Genomic DNA, 18,896 nt, shown 5'->3' with positions numbered 1-18,896 from the left:
AACAAGAACACCCAGACGAAAAAGAAATACTGGAACTTTTAGATTACGAATATCTGATCAAAAATACTTAAAATCAGAGGGACCCCATACCCTCAACGATCTCCCGGATCTTGTCCTCAACGTTTGAACTGTTCTCAACAACCGTACCCGTGACTATTACATCTGCACCTGCACCTGCAACCCGTGCGGCATCCGCACCTGTCCTTATACCCCCGCCCACTATGAGTATCTGATCTGTGCATCTCTTAACAATGGATATCATCTCCTCAGGCACATGCTGTGGTGCCCCTGAACCCGCCTCAAGGTAGAAGAGCCTCATACCCAGGAACTCTGCGGCCATGGCATATGCCGCCGCAATGTCCGGCTTGTTTCTCGGGACAGGCTTGGTGTCTCCGACCCAGCCCACTGTACCCCCTGGTTCAACCACAAGGTAACCCATTGGCAGGGCCTCTATCCCCATCTTCTTAACGGCTGGTGCACCGAGTGCCTGGGCACCTATTATCCAGTAGGGGTTGTTTGAGTTGAGGAGACTCATGAAGAATATCGCATCTGCATGGCGGCTGACACCTGTGGTGTTACCAGGAAAAAGTATTATCGGGACATCTATGTTCTCCCTCAGAGCCCCTGCTGTGGCATCGAGTTCACTGGAATCGGTGGTTGACCCCCCGAGCATTATACCATCGGTACCACCCCTTATTGCGGCCTCTGCGATTTCAACGGCCTCTTCAGGGGTCTGCTCCTCAGGGTCGATGAGGGTAAGGTGTATCTTCCTCTCCCCAAGAATATCATGGAAATAATCTTCAACCTTCATTTTGAACACTCAGAAAAGTAATAAATGGGGGAGCGGGGCTGTTTAACCCCTTGGTTCCTTTGCCTTGTACCTTAATCCCTTGTAACCGCACTTCCTGCATGTCTTTGCAGTTGGTGGGTTCCTGGCGTTACATTTAAGGCAGATCTTGATATTGAATAGTCTGTTTTCTGCTTCCTCAAATCTTGCCATAATTAGCCTCCTATGTATTTGTTCTGAATCTCAACAACCTCAAGGCTATCCCTAGCCCGGGAGTAAGCTTCAAGAAGTTCACGGTTGAGGTCCAGGAAGTGTGGACCCCACTTGAAGTAGGACATGATGTCAGACGCTATATCTTTCAGTCCAACTATATAAAGGGTTGCCGCCACGGCCTCCGCAGTTGATAGTATGCAGGGCTTTCCATAGTTGGTGGGGTTTGCGGCCACCAGGAACGGCAGCGACCTGTGGTTCCCTGCGGTCTGGAATATGACCGATGACTTTCTGACCTTTTTCCATGAGCAGTCCAGGGCAACGATGCCCCTCCTCATGACCATGTCACGGTCCTCAGGTGAGACTGCCTTCTCAGAAAAAGGGTTGAGGACAAGTGCACCTCTGGGTAACTGATTGAGACTATTTACTATTTTAAATTTTCCCTTCCTGCCGAGTTTGAGGCTGGTGCACTTCTTCCTGTCACACTCCTCTGCATGGTATACCACGATTCTCATCACGGTGATATTGGAATGTCCACGTATAAATAATTTGGATGGGTGGGATCCCGGAGTGACCTCTGCCAGAACATCTCCCTCTCATGCCCCTCAGTGGGATCCCGGAGTGACCTCTGCTAGAACATCTCCCTCTCATGCTTCATTATCCCTGGAACAGCGATGGATGGGTCCTCGAGGTCATGGAGGTCATAGTAGCTGCCACCTGATGCCAGGGCTATCTCCATGTTGAGGTCCCTTCCACCCCTTGAGCCCTGCTCGAAGTTTATGACAGCGGAGGGTATATCCTCCTCCCTGAGCCTGGCTGCTGCCTCAACCGCCTCCCTCTTGGGGTTCCTCTCAACCCCAACATTTGGCATCCCGTCACTGAGGATAACCATGAAGGGGACGTACTCGCTGTGTTTCTTCTCCTCCCTGAGTATCTCAAGACCCCTCTTTATGCCCTGTGCCATTGGTGTTGTGCCACCAACCTTTATGCTGTCAACCGTATCCCTGAATGATGATGCCCTGGCTGTTGAGGGTATTATAACCTTTGCATCCCTTCCCCGGAACCCCACGACACTTATCCTGTCCCTATGCCTCTGGGCGTCCTCTATGAACCTCTCTATGAGGCCCTTGACCCTGGCAGCCTTCTTCTCAGAGAACATGGATCCGCTTATATCCACCACCAGAACGATCGATGCCCTTGCACCGTGCTTGCGTATCTTCTCCCTTATATCGCCGGGTTCTATCTTAAGCTCCCCCCTTGAGGCTGCGGCCCTCAGCGTGGCGTCAACGGCAACATCACCTGAGCCCCTGGGGAACCTGCTCTTCACGTACCTTCCCTTCGTGGTCTTTGACTCAACCCTTGAACCGTAGAGGCGCTCCTTCTTCTTGCCCCGGATCCTGAGGAGCTTCTTTATATCAACTTCCATGTCCTCAGCTTCAGGTTCCCTGCCCTCCACATCAGCGGCAAGGGCCCCCATGGATGATGCCGCTGGTGAGGCCCCTGAATCTCCAATGCTACCATCCCCATGTGATCCCTCTGAGGGGGTTTCATCCTCTGCACCCTCACCTGAGTCACTGCCTGAGTTGTTGCTTCCCGGTTCGGACTCCTCTGACTCTCTTTCACGCTCCATCTCCTCACGGGCCCTCTGCATCTCCCTCCTGGTGTTCTCACGGTTATAGGTCCTTCCAGGTATCCTTTCACCCAGAACGAGTATTATGGCCTCCTCCACGTCCTCCTCATGGACCCTCCTCCTGCCGTTGAAGGCCGCTATTGCCTTTGAGGTCCTCACGATTGCAATATCGGATCGGTGCCCATCGACCCCTGCATCGACACAGACCCTTGCTATCAGCTCAAGGAGGTCATCGTCAATTGTGACAGCTGGAAGGAGCTTCCTGGCCTCCACTATCCTCTCCCTGAGTTCCAGCTGACTATCAGCGAACCTCTCAATGAATCCCTCAGGGTCATCCTCGAATTCATCCCTCCGCTTCATTATAAGGATCCTCTGCCTGATGTCGGTGACCGTGCCAACATTTATGTGTATGCCTATCCTGTCTGAAAGCTGGGGCCGGAGTTCACCCTCAGCAGGGTTCATGGTTCCGACCAGGATGAACCTTGATGGGTGCTGAAGGGATATCCCCTCCCTCTCAACTGTGTTTACACCGTAGGCCGCCGCATCAAGCAGGACATCCACCAGGTGGTCGTCCAGCAGGTTTATCTCGTCAACGTAGAGTATGTTCCTGTTGGCCTCTGCAAGTATACCCGGCTCAAGGGCCTTTATACCCTCTGTGAGAGCCTTTCCTATGTCAAGGGATCCAACCACCCTGTCCTCTGTTGCACCCAGGGGGAGTTCAACCACCCGCATCTTCCGGTACTCCACCTCCAGGTCACCTGAACGGCACGCCTCACATGCCTCTTCAGGTTCATCAGGGTCGCAGTTGAAGGGGCAGCCCTTAACTGTCCGCAGGGATGGAAGAAGGTCTGCCAGGGCCCTCACGGCGGTTGTCTTGCCTGTACCCTTATCACCCTTTATGAGGACACCGCCTATCCGGGGGTTTATTGCATTGAGTATGAGGGCCTTTTTCACCCTCTCCTGTCCAACTATAGCTGTGAATGGAAAAATAAGGTTCTTCATTAACTCACCTGGTCTTTATAACCATATAATTCTATCTTTATTCTCAATAATAAGTTTTTACCTGGAATGGTATTAAAATGGGGTTTTGATGTAGGAATCAATCTGGATAAGCTAGATAATGGTATTAAAATAGGTGTCCGGTGTAGGAATCCCCTGGATAAAGTAGATAAGGGATGCTGAAGACAAATTAAACTGGTGATAGATATGTGCACTGTTGGAGGTCCAATGGCTGATATAGACATCAAGAAGATGAAGACCCGTAAATGTAGGTGCCTTGACTGTGGAAACGAGTTCAGGGGTGTTGGAAGGCGGATAATCTGCCCATCATGCCAGTCAGATAACGTTGAATGTGAAGACTAGAGGGTGAGTGGTCTGGAATTCAATCTGAGGGATGACAGGATACTCTTTGTTGAGTCTGATTCAGGCACACTTGGCATAATACCCTCCGGCAGGAGGAGAACCATCTTCATGAACACCCTGGATGACGAGGTCGCCCTCTTCCTTGAACCCGACGACCTCATAGTCGTATCCGCATTCAGCTCAGGGGAAATGGTAAGGAGGGGTATAATGGCCCTCGCCTACCTCCTCCTTGAGATTGAAAACCCTCTGGTTGTTCTCCCCCAGAACCATCCAGGGTCCCGGAGGCTGAAGATGGTGGTCTCAGTCTCAGATACCATAAGACTGAGCTGCGATATAACCCCCGGCACACACCCGGACCACCACCTGCTCTGCTCGGTCAGTGAACTCTCAGGGATGGAAATAGTGTCAGAGAACGGTCTGGTTAAACTCTCAAACACGCCACCGGGTATCAGGGTCTGGACGGAGAATCTTGAGTGGTGAGGTGGGGGAAACTATTTTTAGGTACTCCCACATAAACCATAAACGTGAATGATTATGATCAACGAATTCTATCAGATATTCGGGCAGCTGGTATTCATCGCGGGTCTGGGTCTCATTGTGATGCTTGCCTCAAGCCTCTTCCTTGGAAGGCTACTTCTCAATGAGGACCGCTTGATATTCCCCAGACTTCTTCTCATCACAGTGGACATATTCTACGGTCCATTCAAGAAGTTCTCAGAGACACTGGGACTCAACAGTCGCATAGTGGACCAGATAGGGGTTGAGGTGAGGAACAAGATCAACGAGAAGAGGTTCCGGTCAATAGACCCCCATGAGAAGGCACTCGTACTGCCCCACTGCCTCAGGAACCCCAGATGTGAGGCAAGGCTCGACAGGACAGGACTCGTCTGCACGGGATGCAACCGCTGCATAATAGGTAAGATCAAGGAGCGGGCCGAGAGCATAGGGTACACGGTCTTCGTGATACCTGGATCAACCTTCATAAAGAAGATAATGGAGGAGCGGAGATTCAAGGCGGTCCTCGGGGTGGCCTGCTACCAGGACCTCAACCTGGCCATGATGAAGCTCTCAAGGTTCACACCACAGGGTGTCCCCCTACTCAGGGACGGGTGCTTTAAGACAAAGGTCGACTTCAGGGCAGTCCTCGAGAAGATGGGACTTGAAGGTGAAATGAGAAGACCACGGGGCTGCATGAACCAGGTGCCCGAGAAAACACCGGAGCGGTGATAGATTGGACATACCCATCACCGATAACCACATACACGTTGACCCCATCAACGGAGAGGGGCCGAAAGCCGTGGCCCTTAAATTTCAGAGGTCCGGTGGGAGGAGGATGATGATCCCCAACAAGCCATCCTGGACCCTAAACGCCGGGACAGACTACCGTAAAACCATGGATGCTGTGCTTAAGTACGCTGACATCATCAACCAGGAGACAGAGGTTGAAGCATATGCTGTGGTTGGACTCCACCCTGCAGAGCTATCAAGGCTCCTTGAGGCCGGCCGCGACCCTGAGAGGGCCGAGGAGATGATAAGGGAGGGCCTGGAATATGCCCAGTCACTGGTCCTTGAGGGAAGGGCCGTTGCAATAGGTGAGGTCGGAAGACCCCACTACCCTGTCCCCCCTGAGGAGCTGGCCATCCACAACAGGCTGATGGTTTATGCCATGGAACTTGCAGCCGAGGCCTCATGTCCCCTGCAGCTTCACACCGAGACCTCTGGACCGGAAGAGTTCAGGGAATTCGCAGGGATGGCCTCTGAGGCGGGTATAAAGAAGCACATGGTTATAAAGCACTTCTCGGGTCCCCTGACAGGAAGTGATGAGAACCATGGACTCACACCATCCCTCATTGCATCGGGGGATGTCATAAGGGAGGGTATCAGGAAGGGTTCAGGCTTCCTCATGGAGACCGACTACCTGGATGACAGGAATAGACCCGGCGCGGTCCTCGGGCCCAGGACCGTCCCCAGGAGGACAGCTGAATTCCTGAATAAGGGGATCTTCAGTGAGGAGGACGCCTACAGGATACACCAGGAGAACGTTGAAAGGGTCTACGGTTTATGAATTGAAGACCCTGGTTCTGATCCTCGGTTAATTTTTATTTTCTGAATAACCATTCCACGAAGTTTCCAGGAAGGATCAGCCGGCCCTTTTCTGATAAAACATTCTAAGAAAAAAATCTGTTATTTTTCCTGAAAAACTCCAATATATCAAAAAATCTTTTTTTCAGTGGGATCCCCCGAGGAAGATGCTTACAAGGCCTATCAGAATCCCTATCACAACAACCTCAAGGCTAGTCCTGTAGATGTTCTCCCTTGAAACCCTCCCGAGGTACACGCCAAGGACCAGGAGGGCCGCGAGGCACATTACAACAGTCACAAGGGTTGCTGTCATCCTGTCAGCTATCACAAGAAATGGGAGTACAGGTACAAAGGATCCAAGGAAGCTTGAGAATCCGTGTGTGAACATGCTCATGTAAACGCGGCGCCTTGCCTGCTGGTGGATGATGGTGTCATCCAGCTTACCCTCATCCATCATCATCTTCCTCTCAAGTTCACGCATTGTCCTTGTTTCTTCTGCCCTTTCACCTATGAAGGATCCGAAGGCATTGGACATTGCAAGGGCCACGCCCCCGCTGAGGCCTGTTAGGGCTATGAGGTGGTTGTCCACACTCAGCCCACCGGCACCTGCAACTCCACTGGCGGTGAGTGTAACACCCATCACAGCGAGTATACCGTCAAGTGTCCCCAGAGCCACATAGCGGCTCATGTTGATGTACTCATGAAGAAATTCACGTATATCCATCTCTGATCATCCATTACCATTTCAGTCAATGGGGGCTAACCCCTCCCCAGTTCACTGTGTGCACGTGCAAGGTGGCCCGCTGCAAGGGCACCCATCAGGGAGAGTTCACCTGCAAGGACAGCTGCCCCTACGATCTCTGCAAACGCATGGACCCCTCCAGAACCCCGGACACCCATAATATCAAGGCACTCAGCTGCTGTCTCAAGTCCCGTGCCACCCCCAACCGTTGCAAGGGGCACATCAGGGAGGTTGATGGAGAAGTACAGGTCACCGTTTTTTTCCTCTGCAACGGTAACCCCGAGGCTACCCTCAACAATATGGGCCTCATCCTGTCCTGTTGCAAGGAATATGGCACCTATTATGTTGGCGTAGTGGGCATTGAATCCCATGCTACCTGCAAGGGCCGATCCCAGGAGGTTCTTTGCGGTGTTAACCTCAACAACAGCCCCTGGTGTTGTCTTGAGGACCCTCTCAACCATCTCCCCGGGCACTGTGACCTCCGCACTGATGCTCTTACCCCTCCCCTCAACCAGGTTTATGGATGCGGGTTTCTTATCGGTGCAGAGATTTCCACTCAGGGCAACCACATGGGCGCCTGTCTCCTCTGTGAGAAGCTCAAGGGCCTTTTCTGTGGCGATGGTGACCATGTTCATCCCCATGCTATCCCCTGTTGTGTAGACGAACCTGGGGTAAACGTAGGGTCCCGCCACGATGATGGGGTCTATCTTTATGAGTTTTCCGTGCCTCGTTGTTGACTCCGCCTCCTCCCTGAGGGCATCGATGTTCTCCTGTATCCATTTTCTTAGCTTTAAAGCTTCAACAGCGGATTCTGTCCTTATTACAGGGGCCCTTGTCATAGAGTCGCCTGTTATCCTGACATCTGCGCCCCCGGCCCCTGTGATCACCGAGCACCCCCTGTTGACTGAGGCAACCAGGGCACCCTCTGAGGTTGCAAGGGGTACATAGTAATCGCCGTCTGCATGTTCACCCCGGATCTTCAGTGGCCCTGCGACCCCCAGGGGAATCTGCACGGCGCCTATGGGGTTTTCAATGTTCCTTCTTGACGCCCTATCCATGTCAATTGTATAGTGGGATACATGCTCAAGTCTGACCCCTGAGACCATCTCGATGAACTCCCTTCTTATCCTGACAGCCTCCTCAACGGCTACGTGCCTTTCGATTTCATAGAGCTTTATTTTACCCTCAAGGAGGTCATCCATGAGTGACATCAGAGCACCCCATTCATACGCTTAAGTTCCCTGACTATGGCTGATGGCCTGTCAACAACCACAGCACCCGCGGCTTCAAGGGCCTCCCTTTTACTCTGGGCTGTCCCTGCGCCGCCCTCTATGATGGCCCCTGCATGACCCATCCTCTTACCTGGAGGTGCAGTTGAACCCGAGATGAAGGCAAATACTGGCTTTGACATGTGGTCACCTATGTACTCTGCGGCCCTCTCCTCTGCGTCTCCCCCTATTTCACCTATGAGGACAACGGCGTCGGTCTGGGGGTCTTCCTCAAACCTCTCAAGGACATCCACAAATCCAAGGCCCGTAACCGGGTCTCCCCCTATCCCCACACAGGTGCTCTGGCCGAAGCCCGCCTCTGTGAGCTGGGCGGCGAATTCATAGGTCAGTGTCCCGCTCCTTGAGACTATGCCTATGTTACCCTCAGTGAAGATATTTGTGGGCATTATACCCAGTTTACCAACACCGGGAGTTATTATGCCAGGGGTGTTGGGCCCTATAACGGTTTTACCCATCCTATCAGCGTATTCCATTATCTGCATTGAGTCATGGACCGGTATGTGCTCTGTTATAATAACAACAAGGTCAAGGTGCCTTATGGATTCAAAGGCAGCGTCCTTGGCAAATGGTGCCGGTACGAAGATTATGGATGCGTTGACGTCCATCTCCTCCCTGACCTCCTCAACAGAGTTGTAGACGCCGATGCCAAGGAACTCCTGGCCACCCTTACCCGGTGTCACACCGGCCACTATCTCTGTCCCGTATTCAAGCATCTGTTCTGTATGGAATGATCCCTGTTTACCTGTTATGCCCTGAACCAGGCATCTGGTATCCTCATCAAGCAGTATCATGATAAATCCCCTCAATACTATGTTGGTGAAATCTAAAATACTTGGTGATAATGAATCAGTTAACCCACCGCTGGATCGGATAATACATCAAGTCCTGACCATCGGTCCCTCCCGGCAGAGGTTCAGACCATGAGTATCCTGGTTCTCTCCTCAAATGGCACCGAAAGGTCGATGAGGTTTCCGTTGAGGAATGCCGTGGCAGAGACTATTACACTTCCCGGTATCACATGTGAGGGTGAGCCCCTCCTTACAAGGTACACGTTCTTGTGTCCAAGGGCTGCCCCAAGCATGGCACCTGCCACGACCCCGACACTCTCCATATCCTCTATCGTCGCCACGACAACCGGGTCATCGGTCTTATCCGAAACATAACCCACACCTGGAATCCTGCGGACCCCTGGCCTGATCTCCTGGCTCACATCTGTAACGCCATCCATTCCACCAGCAGCCTTTATGGCTGAATTTGCAACATCAGCCACGAATTCCTCACCACCATAGGTGTCAAATGCAAGTATAACCGCATCAGGGTAACGATCCTGCCTCACAAGTGCCTCTGCATAGGATATACCCTCACCTGCACCGTCAGGTTCATCTGATATCCCCTCAAGGTCGCCGAGGCTTTCTGATGAGTCCCTGAGTATCTCAACTATCGCCCTGTTCACGTCCTCCAGCATCTCATCCTCTACAAATGCACTTATAACCACATCGTCACCTGTTATGTTTGTGAGTGCTGCGCTCTCTGCACCTGCATCAAGGAGGCCTGGTATAGATGCCTCCAGTGCATTTATAAGTTCCCTGCTGCAGCTCGTATCATTATCTGATATATCTGCACCTATGGAAGTTATCCTCAAATCAATCACCTGATACCTACTTTGAGGTGAGGGAATAAATAGGTTACAGCAGAAACCTGGAGTTTGGGTTTACACGGTACCCTCGCATATGATGGGAGTAGGGGGCCCGGCAGCTGCCAGCCCATGCAAAATTTAATTACCAGAAATAACATATAGATGCTGGTGTAAATTATTGGTTCTCAAGACTCCACAAAGTTAAGGAGAAATAATTAAATGGAAACCATGATCTGTGTCCCCATCTTTGAGAGGACATATGAAGCTATCATCGAATCCGCAGAAAGGGCCATTGAGGCAGGAGCCGATATCCTGGAGCTCAGAATAGACGCCCTCAAAGTGGCGTCCGGGGTTGAGGTGAAAGGTGTCATAGAGGATATTGACTTTCCTGTAATAGCAACAAACAGGTCCCCCAGGGAGGGGGGAAACTTCAGTGGCACGGAATCTGAAAGGATAGAACTCCTTAGGTCCGCTGCTGAGGTTGCCCGCTATGTTGATGTTGAACTCAGCACCGACCCGGAATACATAGAGAGGGTCACGGCAGCTGCCGCTGGGAGCATCATATCCTACCATAACTTCAACGAAACCCCCTCTCTGGAGGCCCTCCTGAGGATAGTCCGGATGGAGAAGGAATTCGGGGACATTGCAAAGGTGGCGGTTATGCCCCGAAACATGGCAGACACCCTCGTGGTTCTCCAGCTGCTCTCAGTGGAGGATAACACAATAGCAATATCAATGGGGGAAACCGGGAAATACACGAGGGTTGCAGCCGCACTCTTCGGTGCCCCAGTAACCTTTGCATCAGCGGACCGTTCAACAGCACCCGGACAGATGGACGTCCGTATCACCAGGACAATGATTGATGAACTCATGCCGGAGGATTGAAGATGAAGAAGGTTCTGATTATCCTTGCAGTGCTTTTCATTGCCTTTGCAGGCGCATTTTACTATACTGAAAACGCCCATTCAGTTGATATCAAAATAAAGACTGACGGGGTTAACATCACGGTTGAGGCAGACACCATATTCTTCCAGAAGACCCCCCCTGAGATGGAGCAGGAGATCGGTGAATACATGGCGGACGTCATCAACGACCCTGACAGTACAGTTGAAACAATAAAGGCCAATGTAACAGAGATAGCAAGGAGCTACGGCTACAGTAAGGTTGATGTTACCATTGAGTCACAGTTCGGTGTTGACCAGCTCCCCATGCCAGCCGTTGTGAGCGGTGACTCCATGTACCCGACACTCAGGGATGGGCAGGAACTCATAGTGCTCAAGACAGACAAATACAGGGTGGGGGATATAGTTATAGCCAAGCACCCCGATTATGGCCTCATCGTAAAGAGGGTCGGTAAGATAGAGCCCAGCAGGGTGTACCTCATGAGTGACAACAAGAGGGTTGAGCGCATCTACACACAGACATCTGTGATCATCAGGACCCCCCTCAACACCTGGGTTCCGAGGTCGGCCATTGTGGGTGTTGTGAAGGAGTACTGAAGCCCACAACCTCATTCATAACCTTTTTTAGGTCTTCTGCCTGTAAAGATGATGCTGATGAATAAACCTGCCATGAGTATCAGTGCAGGTGTTCTGAATGTCTGCCTCATTGCTGCATTCACGATTTCCCTTTAATTCCCTGTTTTAAGCCTTATATCATGTCTTCCGCTGTGCATCCTATCCATATAACTGAATACTCCAGATTCTTGCAGCAGTTCAGCAGCAGAGGCATCATTTCCCATATCAGAGGGCACAGCCGACATGGTAAGGTCTGTGCTCTGTGAAAGGAGAAGCACTGTACCCGATCCAGACAGGATCACCCCCAGCTGATACTGTGGCAGACCATCCAGGGAGGAGCATGGCTGCATTGACGCTGAGGGCCGCGATTATGGTACCGATGCATAGATCATAAGTCCTGTGAAAGATCCCTTCTTCCAATCATACTGCAATTTGCTTTCTAAGAAGAAATGACGCTATTGCAGGTGCATAAACTACCATGATGGCCGCAGGTTGAGGGTTATCAAGGTCAACACGAGTGTCCTATGGCCACATTCATGGCTGCAGAATCCAGGACTATTTTCTGGTAAATCCTGAGATGATCAAACACTCTAAAATTTAATTAACTTGCCATCAACTTAAATTAGTCTGTTAACAATCATGCTTAAAGCAGTGTGTTAACAGTCATTTGCAGAAAAAGGTTGAATCAGGGATAAAAAATTAATCAGGTGAATTCAGAGAGCCTCTCAATCCTCCTGAGCATGTTTGGATGGGTTGAGAGAAGTTCAAGTATCCTTGCACCCACGCCAACCTTTACTCCAGTGTACTTCACTCTCTGAAGCTCAGCCATGCTAATGGTGCCGTCCATGTCAATGTCAATCTTCCTCAGATCATTTATCTCATTTCTGGCATCGGATACATCGTTGAGGAAGAAGGCCTTAACACCCTCAACCTGCTTGAGATCATCCCTGTCAAATGCAGCGGAGCCATAAACCAGTTTGTAGAGTGCACTTGCAAGTTTGTGTGGCTGACCACCGATCTCCACGCTGCCATGGTCCGCATAGTACTCCCTTGTCCTTGATATGAAGAGGACTACCAGCTGACCAAGGAAGTATGCTATGAGCGCTGCGATCCCAATGAGGGTTGCATCGTCGTCCCTGCTGTATACGGTGCTCCAGAATATGTAGTAGCAGATGAGTGGAACAGCGCTCACAAGGGTCATGACTATCATGTCACTGTGCCTTATGTGGGATATCTCGTGTCCAAGGACGGCCCGGAGTTCCTCCTCATCAAGGAGATTCAGTATACCCCTTGTTACACATACCCTCCCGTCTGATTTTGTTCTTCCAAATGCAAAGGCGTTGGGAACTGCAATCTCTGCAATTCCAACCCTTGGTTTGGGTATTCCGGCATTCCTTGCAAGTTCATCCACCATGGCGTGAAGCCTTGGCGCCTCTGCCTCACTGACATAGTGGACGTTCATTGTGAGTTCCACTATTTTGGGGGAGAGGAGGTACTGAAGGAACACTATGCCCAAACCAAGCAGGGCATAGAACAGTGGCCCGCCGAATCCCATGAGGGCCCCTATTGCTATGAGTATGGCATATATTATCCCAAATAAAAGTGCTGTTGCCAGGAACATCCTGAGCTTCAGTTTCCATGTGCTGAGTTTTCTCATTTTGGCTTTATCCTCCATCAAGACATTAGTTACAAATGGTTATTTTATATGAGGGATATATATCTTTATCGGATGGCATGGAACATGTGAAAATTATATATAATATTTTTATTAAGTATTAATATTCAATGTACAGGGGGATATCCGTGAGAATTGAAACCATGTTTTTAATTCTTCTAATTACAGCAGCTCTTGTTGGCTCCGCATCAGCGGTCAGGATTGGTAATAACAGTTACGGTTATGTTGAAAAGATTTATTACGGTAATCAGAGTTCCAACGAGACCATAGCAATAATAACAGGAGTTCATCCAAGGGAATCAGGCATACATAAAGCTGTAAATTATCAGCTGGAAAACACAAGCCTCCAGAAGAAATATGTTCTCTACAGGTACATGTCACACGTAATGCAATGAGTTTTTCCAAAGGGCGAATGAATGGACAGCTTCTTGCAAGGAAATTCATAGTGCCTGATATAAAGAATGAGAAACCCATGCTCGTCATAGACTGCCATGAAAACCTGAATGGTAAGGTGGGTTACAGGTATTCAAGATTCCTTTATCCAATATCAAAGAAGCAATCAACCATGAGATATGTTAAGCGTTTCATAGAAAGGATGCCCTTCCTCAGAGTTTACCGTCCGCCTGTATCCACCAGTCCAAAATACGTCACCGTTCCAATAGCCTCCCAGGGATATGACACCATCATATACGAGACATACAAATTTGACAGTGGATCAAAAGATGATTGACTCAAAGAAACTGATACTTGCAGCCGACTCTCTAATAAGATAGAATCCTCCTGGTTATTTTATTAGTGGATCGAGGAATGATAATGTGAAGCATATATGGAAACTTTTAATTATTGTAATGGTCTTTGGCCTCATGGGATCCTCACAGGCCGTGCATCTTGGAAACAGGACTTACGGGTATGTTGAAAAGGATTACTACGGGAACCTCAACTCAAACGAAACCATTGCAGTCATCATAGGCGTCCATCCCCAGGAGTCAGGTATACACAGCGCAGTGAGGGAGAAGATCAGGACATCGAACCTCACAAGGAGGTATGTCCTCTACAGTGTCCACGTAACCAGAGACTTAGAGGATTATTCAAGGAGTCGAATGAATGGACAGCTCCTTGCAAGGGACTTCATAGTGCCTGATATAAAGAATGAGAAACCCATGCTCGTCATAGACTGCCATGAGAACCACCACCATGAAAGTGGATATGCATACTCCCGTTTCCTTTATGTGATCTCACAGAACCGTGCCACCATGAACTACGCAGGCCAGATAACATCGAAGACAGACTTCCTCAGGATCTACACACCCCCAAAGGCCACCAGCCCAGAGTACGTGACAGGACCCATAGCCTCACAGGGATACAGTACAATAATATACGAGACCTACAGGTATGACAGCCAGACAAAGAAGCTCAAAGACGCTGGTACGATTATATCCGCCCTTGACAGTCTCAAAATTTATATTCCAAGGCCTGTAAATGTCACGTCAAGCAGCCCCACTGCTGGAGCCGTGACCTCAAGGATGCCTGTGATAAGGGTCACCTTTTCAGAGAGCATCCTGCCTGGAAGGTACTGGAGCAGCGTAACCCTCAGGAACAGATGGGGTAAATCTGTGAGGATCAGAAAATGGGTTTCCGGCAACACCATTTATGTGAAGCCCGTCTACAGGTTATCACGAAGCAGCTGGTACACCATCACGATACCGGCCGGTGCACTCCTGGATGCCCCCCAGAACAGATGGACCCTGAAATTCAGGACTGGAAGAAGATAACCATCAATTACCTCTTTTTTAATTATCTCAGCCGGTTTATCCACAGTTCAGAAAAATTAGGTTAGATTGAAACGGGGAGATAACTGGAAGGATCATGCGTTTTGAAAACGGTAAAAAATAAATAGGGCATTGACAACGTCTCTTAAAAAAAAATAAAAGTAGGGTTTTAGTGCCCATCTTCTCCTAGACATGTATACTGGATGGAAGTCTCTTTTCTGATCCGTAGTATTTCAGGATACTGCTGTAGATGTAGACAAGTTTCTGGAATGGTATCCTGCCACGTGCTGTGATGGCATAATTTGGTGCCCGGCCCCTGATCTTCATGAACTTCATAATGCTGTTTGCAGTTTTCACATAACTGCTCCTCTTCACTATACCATGCCTGTAGACCCCAGCGGGCCATGGTGGATTTCCGGCGTCCATGGGGAGTATGGGGCTTAAAATGTTCCTGTTTATGTTTACAGTTGCACCTGTAATCATGTAGAGGAACTGGGCCATGGTATAATTCCTGCTGGAAACTGTAACCTCCCTTGGGAGCCTGCCATATCGATCATAGTATGATTTAACTGTCCCTGCAGCCGCCACTATATCAGACACATTAACTGGTACCTGCAGCGTTGTGAATCTGGATTTGAATGTGGTCTGTAGGGGTGCTCCGATGCTGTTTCTGAGGGCGTCTGATGGTACCGTGATGATATATATGGTGCCTGTATCCCAGCTGCCAGCCGGGCTTATTATCAGTTTTTTACCATCAATCCTCTTGGTTATTGACTTCACTGTTCCTTTTAATGTTTTAACCGATATGCTGCTGTAGCCTGGCCCCGGTGTGATGTTCCAGTTGAGGGTTATTGTGATTGTCTTGTTCAACGGAACATTTGAAGATCCCCCCCTGGGATCAATGGATCTCACCTGCATTGTCACCGGCAGATTGTCCCTTCCACCCTTGAAGATGTAGGGTGTATCCCCGAAGCCATCTCCATTTTTATCTGAGCCCTTATAGTCACTCCAGTAGTTTCCACCTGAGGGTACAGGGAGATTGAAGATGTTACCCTTACCATAATTCTGCGCCTGAATCCTGTTAGCCGTTAAAATGTTGTTGTAGACCACATTGTTATTTGAGTAAATCTCAAGGTAAATTCCGACTCTATTCCTGGAGATAATGTTATCCCTGACAGTGGATCTGTTTGAGCTGTAGAGATCAATTCCCCTGCCCCCATTGGCAGTTATGGTATTTCCAGTTATAATGGCGGTTTCAATGACCCATATACCATCATTTCCACTGCCACTGATAAAATTGCCTGTGACTGTATTGCCAGTACCAGCAACCAGGATCCCGTTTAATTCGCTCGCGATTATGGTGTTTTCACTGATAAGATTATTTGAACTGGAAACCTCAATTCCATCTCCTTCACTCTTTTCTATGGTGTTCCTGCTGATAACATTATCTGAATCAAGAACTGTGATTGAGTCCATTACACTGTTCTTTATTGTGTTCCCGCTGACTACATTGTTCCAGGTGCCCTTGATCTTTTCATCACCAAGCCAGATTCCGTTGAAGGGACTGAGAATGGTGTTTTCTGTGATGGTATTGTTTGATCCGTAGACTGTGATTCCAGCACTCTGACTGTTTCTGATTATATTCTTACTTATTCTGTTATTCCATGACATTTCTGCACCATCGAGAAGAATTCCGCAGAGACCACCGTTAACAGTGTTTTCTGTTATGTTGTTGCCATAGGATCCAGAGAGGTATACCGCTATTTTACCACCATCTATAACGTTCCCAGCCACGCTGTTGCCATAGGATTTATCAAGGGAAATACCATTTTCATTATCACCAACATTCAGAGTGTTTCCTCTTATCATTGTGCTATTTGTGGTCCAGAGAAAGATTGAATCGGAGCCACCGGCTCCCATGCTGTTTCCTTCGATAATACTGTTGGATACGTTTAGAAGGTAGATGCCGCATCCCTGGTTATTGCTGATACTGTTCCCTGTGACGCTTGAATTATCTGAAAGGTAAATCATAACCCCATGCCCAGTGTTCCCGCTGATTCCATTATGGCTTATAATGTTATTGCTGGAGTTTTCAATGTAGATTCCATCTCCATTGCCTGTTATCATGTTATTTGTTACTGTGCAACCTCCAGCCAGGATTTTTATACCCTGAGCATTTTTTGCGCCGCTGATGTGAAATCCCACTATTCTGATGCCTGTTGCTGTAACTGTAACTGCAGGTATGTTCTGGTCATGTGCCATTATCATGGCCTCACCGGCCGTTCCCGGTTCCTTTATGAGGACCAGGTTCTCCCTGTTTATGATAACGTTCTCCCTGTATGTCCCTGGCTCCATGTCCGGGTAAGCAGAGATACGACAAAAAACAATATAAATGAGCATACCATGACAGCAGCGCGGATAACATGAAAGAAGAGCGCTGATACTGACGGGATCATATAAATGATGCCTGAAAAAAATAATACAGACCTCTGACGAAAATAAAAAGGTCAGGGGACCTGTATAATCATTGGATGGCCATTATTCCACGGCCATACTTCAGTTACATGTTTCAGTTTATACCATTCCTTTTAAGCACGTGCCGGGGATTCTTCACAAGGGCCTCCTCAACCCGGGATTCGCTGAGACCAGCGCCCAGACCAACCCTCTTCGCCATCTCATAGTCCAGGAGATCCCCCGGTGCATGGGTATCAGTGTCAATAACAAGGGGCACACCAACCTCCCCTGCAACCGCCGCCACATGACCGTTTCCGAGGCAGTGCCCCTTCCTTGCACTTATCTCAAGGGTAACGTCATTTTCACGTGCCAGTTCGACATCCTCAACGCTTATCAGCCCTGGATGGGCCAGTATATCCACCTCAGGACAGCTGACAGCTGCATGATTTGTTCCAGGAATCACAGGCTCCACAATGGTCTCACCGTGGACAACGATGATCTCGGCTCCCAGCCTCCTCGCCCTCACTGCAAGCTTCTCAATTATCTCAACAGGTGCATGTGTTATCTCAGCCCCCGGTATGACCCTGATATCCCAGTTATCAGCTATATCCTCAACGGCGTCAATGAGGTTCGTTATGGTGTTTATATTCGAGGCGTCGATGTGGTCTGTGATGGCTATGGCCTCATGTCCCAGGACACATGCCCTCCTTGCAAGTTCCGATGGCAGGAGCTCACCGTCACTCAGGAGGCTGTGGGTGTGAAGATCAATCCTCTTTCTGATGGCAGGTCCCCCTTAAAAATCATTATATTCATCTTACGATATACAGTGAACAGTTAGAGTATGTTCAGGGAAGTATTTAAATGAAGCCCACCGTCTTTGTCCCAGCACATATAACCGGATTCTTTGAGGTTGTAAGGGCGGAAGACCCCCTTAGAACGGGTTCCAGGGGTGCAGGAGTCGTCCTTGACCGTGGAGTTGAAACCTCCATAAAGGTCAGGAGGTCCGAAGAGAAAACGGTCGTGAGGGTCAACGGAAAGAGAGAACATGGAAAATCAGTCAGTCTGAGCTCCCTTGAAATACTCAGGGAAATCACAGGATTCAGGGAGGGTGTGAGCATACACCACAGGGTTGATGTCCCCATAGGGTGTGGTTTCGGGGCATCCGCAGCCTGCGCCCTGGGAAGCGTCCTTGCAGTTGTAAGGGAACTTGAACTCCCAGTCACAGTCAACAGCGCAGGATCAGTGGCCCACAGGGCCGAGGTGGAACTTGGAACAGGGCTGGGTGACCTGATAGCCGAGATGACAGGTGGGATAGTCATAAGAACCAGAGAGGGCCCACCTGGATATGGTAGGACAGACAGGATCACTGACAGGGGCCTCTATGTTTTAACCGAGACCCTGGGGGAGCTTGAAACGGCATCTGTCATCGGTGATGAATCAAAGGTCGGTGCGATAAACCGGATGGGTGCAGGGATGATCAGGAGGCTCCTCAGGAAGCCGACACCCCGGATGTTCATGGAACTCTCCCGTGAGTTTGCCAGAGGAACCTCACTCATAACCCCTGAACTCAGAGAACCCATGGAGGCCCTCTCCGAGGGAACGCTGGGGGCATCCATGGCGATGCTCGGCAACACCGTATTCGCCCTGTCAGCAGACCCTGATGCCGGAGGCGATGATGTGTATGGAATTGACTTTTCAGGTGCAAGGTTTCTGTGATGCTGGAGTTGACCGGTAGGCGACCAT

General features: G+C 49.6%; 22 protein-coding genes. 10 read left to right on the top strand and 12 right to left on the bottom strand.

Features of this window, described 5'->3' with window-relative positions; all coding sequences use genetic code 11:
- Nucleotides 1–73 precede the first annotated feature (73 nt).
- From ACPLJI_RS06635 to ACPLJI_RS06620, 4 genes are all read right to left on the bottom strand, one after another.
- Nucleotides 74–811, bottom strand: coding sequence for a geranylgeranylglyceryl/heptaprenylglyceryl phosphate synthase (locus ACPLJI_RS06635; RefSeq protein WP_424730473.1), 738 nt, complete (start codon nt 809–811; stop codon nt 74–76).
- Between the two features lie 42 nt (nt 812–853).
- Nucleotides 854–1,000: a 50S ribosomal protein L40e gene (locus tag ACPLJI_RS06630; protein ID WP_010876192.1), complete on the bottom strand. Its 147-nt coding sequence runs from the start codon at nt 998–1,000 to the stop codon at nt 854–856.
- 2 nt (nt 1,001–1,002) lie between these two features.
- On the bottom strand, nt 1,003–1,512 hold the full coding sequence (locus ACPLJI_RS06625; protein ID WP_424730474.1) for a DUF367 family protein: 510 nt from the start codon (nt 1,510–1,512) through the stop codon (nt 1,003–1,005).
- A 116-nt stretch (nt 1,513–1,628) separates the two neighbouring features.
- Nucleotides 1,629–3,629: a VWA domain-containing protein gene (locus ACPLJI_RS06620; RefSeq protein WP_424730475.1), complete on the bottom strand. Its 2,001-nt coding sequence runs from the start codon at nt 3,627–3,629 to the stop codon at nt 1,629–1,631.
- Nucleotides 3,630–3,833: 204 nt separating this feature from the next.
- Here ACPLJI_RS06620 and ACPLJI_RS06615 point away from each other — a divergent pair, with 204 nt between their 5' ends.
- From ACPLJI_RS06615 to ACPLJI_RS06600, 4 genes are read left to right on the top strand one after another with little or no spacing between them, the layout of a single operon-like run.
- Nucleotides 3,834–3,989, top strand: coding sequence for a hypothetical protein (locus ACPLJI_RS06615; RefSeq protein WP_424741180.1), 156 nt, complete (start codon nt 3,834–3,836; stop codon nt 3,987–3,989).
- A gap of 3 nt (nt 3,990–3,992) precedes the next feature.
- Nucleotides 3,993–4,469 (top strand): hypothetical protein, encoded by a 477-nt coding sequence (locus ACPLJI_RS06610; RefSeq protein WP_424730476.1) that lies wholly within the window; start codon nt 3,993–3,995, stop codon nt 4,467–4,469.
- A 54-nt stretch (nt 4,470–4,523) separates the two neighbouring features.
- The gene (locus tag ACPLJI_RS06605) at nt 4,524–5,216 is read left to right on the top strand and encodes a DUF116 domain-containing protein (protein WP_424741179.1); all 693 of its coding nucleotides are present in this window, start codon (nt 4,524–4,526) and stop codon (nt 5,214–5,216) included.
- A gap of 4 nt (nt 5,217–5,220) precedes the next feature.
- Nucleotides 5,221–6,054, top strand: a complete 834-nt coding sequence (locus ACPLJI_RS06600) for a TatD family hydrolase (protein ID WP_424731168.1) — start codon at nt 5,221–5,223, stop codon at nt 6,052–6,054.
- A gap of 162 nt (nt 6,055–6,216) precedes the next feature.
- Here ACPLJI_RS06600 and ACPLJI_RS06595 read toward each other — a convergent pair whose 3' ends face one another.
- From ACPLJI_RS06595 to ACPLJI_RS06580, 4 genes are all read right to left on the bottom strand, one after another.
- A complete protein-coding gene (locus tag ACPLJI_RS06595) occupies nt 6,217–6,795 on the bottom strand; it encodes a TIGR00267 family protein (protein ID WP_424731169.1) in 579 nt (192 codons plus the stop codon).
- A gap of 35 nt (nt 6,796–6,830) precedes the next feature.
- A complete protein-coding gene (gene hmgA, locus ACPLJI_RS06590; protein ID WP_424731170.1) occupies nt 6,831–8,024 on the bottom strand; it encodes a hydroxymethylglutaryl-CoA reductase (NADPH) in 1,194 nt (397 codons plus the stop codon).
- Nucleotides 8,024–8,893 carry a succinate--CoA ligase subunit alpha gene (gene sucD, locus ACPLJI_RS06585; protein WP_424731171.1) on the bottom strand — a complete coding sequence of 290 codons (870 nt, stop codon included), beginning with the start codon at nt 8,891–8,893 and terminating at the stop codon, nt 8,024–8,026. Before sucD ends, hmgA begins: the two co-directional genes overlap by 1 nt.
- Nucleotides 8,894–9,015: 122 nt before the next feature.
- Nucleotides 9,016–9,744, bottom strand: a complete 729-nt coding sequence (locus ACPLJI_RS06580) for a hypothetical protein (protein WP_424731172.1) — start codon at nt 9,742–9,744, stop codon at nt 9,016–9,018.
- A 213-nt stretch (nt 9,745–9,957) separates the two neighbouring features.
- On the opposite strand from ACPLJI_RS06580, the gene aroD reads away from it, so the two are divergent.
- Nucleotides 9,958–10,623 (top strand): type I 3-dehydroquinate dehydratase, encoded by a 666-nt coding sequence (gene aroD / locus ACPLJI_RS06575; protein ID WP_424731021.1) that lies wholly within the window; start codon nt 9,958–9,960, stop codon nt 10,621–10,623.
- Nucleotides 10,624–10,625: 2 nt separating this feature from the next.
- The gene (locus tag ACPLJI_RS06570; RefSeq protein WP_424731020.1) at nt 10,626–11,237 is read left to right on the top strand and encodes a S24/S26 family peptidase; all 612 of its coding nucleotides are present in this window, start codon (nt 10,626–10,628) and stop codon (nt 11,235–11,237) included.
- Nucleotides 11,238–11,480: 243 nt separating this feature from the next.
- On the opposite strand, the gene ACPLJI_RS06565 is transcribed toward ACPLJI_RS06570, so the two are convergent.
- Together ACPLJI_RS06565 and ACPLJI_RS06560 are read right to left on the bottom strand one after the other, a co-directional pair.
- A complete protein-coding gene (locus tag ACPLJI_RS06565; RefSeq protein ID WP_424731019.1) occupies nt 11,481–11,675 on the bottom strand; it encodes a hypothetical protein in 195 nt (64 codons plus the stop codon).
- A 283-nt stretch (nt 11,676–11,958) separates the two neighbouring features.
- Entirely contained in the window at nt 11,959–12,912 is a 954-nt protein-coding gene (locus ACPLJI_RS06560) for a zinc metalloprotease HtpX (RefSeq protein ID WP_424731033.1), read from the bottom strand.
- 146 nt (nt 12,913–13,058) lie between these two features.
- Here ACPLJI_RS06560 and ACPLJI_RS06555 point away from each other — a divergent pair, with 146 nt between their 5' ends.
- From ACPLJI_RS06555 to ACPLJI_RS06545, 3 genes are all read left to right on the top strand, one after another.
- Nucleotides 13,059–13,325, top strand: a complete 267-nt coding sequence (locus tag ACPLJI_RS06555; RefSeq protein ID WP_424731018.1) for a hypothetical protein — start codon at nt 13,059–13,061, stop codon at nt 13,323–13,325.
- A 17-nt stretch (nt 13,326–13,342) separates the two neighbouring features.
- On the top strand, nt 13,343–13,660 hold the full coding sequence (locus tag ACPLJI_RS06550) for a hypothetical protein (RefSeq protein ID WP_424731017.1): 318 nt from the start codon (nt 13,343–13,345) through the stop codon (nt 13,658–13,660).
- Between the two features lie 85 nt (nt 13,661–13,745).
- Entirely contained in the window at nt 13,746–14,702 is a 957-nt protein-coding gene (locus ACPLJI_RS06545) for an Ig-like domain-containing protein (RefSeq protein WP_424731016.1), read from the top strand.
- Nucleotides 14,703–14,885: 183 nt separating this feature from the next.
- Here the strand turns inward: ACPLJI_RS06545 and ACPLJI_RS06540 are convergent, their stop codons facing one another.
- Together ACPLJI_RS06540 and ACPLJI_RS06535 are read right to left on the bottom strand one after the other, a co-directional pair.
- Entirely contained in the window at nt 14,886–17,054 is a 2,169-nt protein-coding gene (locus ACPLJI_RS06540; protein ID WP_424731015.1) for a NosD domain-containing protein, read from the bottom strand.
- Between the two features lie 214 nt (nt 17,055–17,268).
- Entirely contained in the window at nt 17,269–17,934 is a 666-nt protein-coding gene (locus ACPLJI_RS06535; protein ID WP_424731032.1) for a histidinol phosphate phosphatase domain-containing protein, read from the bottom strand.
- An 80-nt stretch (nt 17,935–18,014) separates the two neighbouring features.
- On the opposite strand from ACPLJI_RS06535, the gene ACPLJI_RS06530 reads away from it, so the two are divergent.
- Complete coding sequence (locus ACPLJI_RS06530) at nt 18,015–18,869, top strand: pantoate kinase (RefSeq protein WP_424731014.1); 855 nt, start codon at nt 18,015–18,017, stop codon at nt 18,867–18,869.
- Nucleotides 18,870–18,896 lie beyond the last annotated feature (27 nt).

It is taken from the genome of Methanothermobacter sp. (assembly GCF_049720995.1).
GTDB lineage: Archaea > Methanobacteriota > Methanobacteria > Methanobacteriales > Methanothermobacteraceae > Methanothermobacter.
The sequence above is the reverse complement of the archived record's forward strand: the minus strand, read 5'-3'. Positions and strand labels throughout refer to the sequence as shown.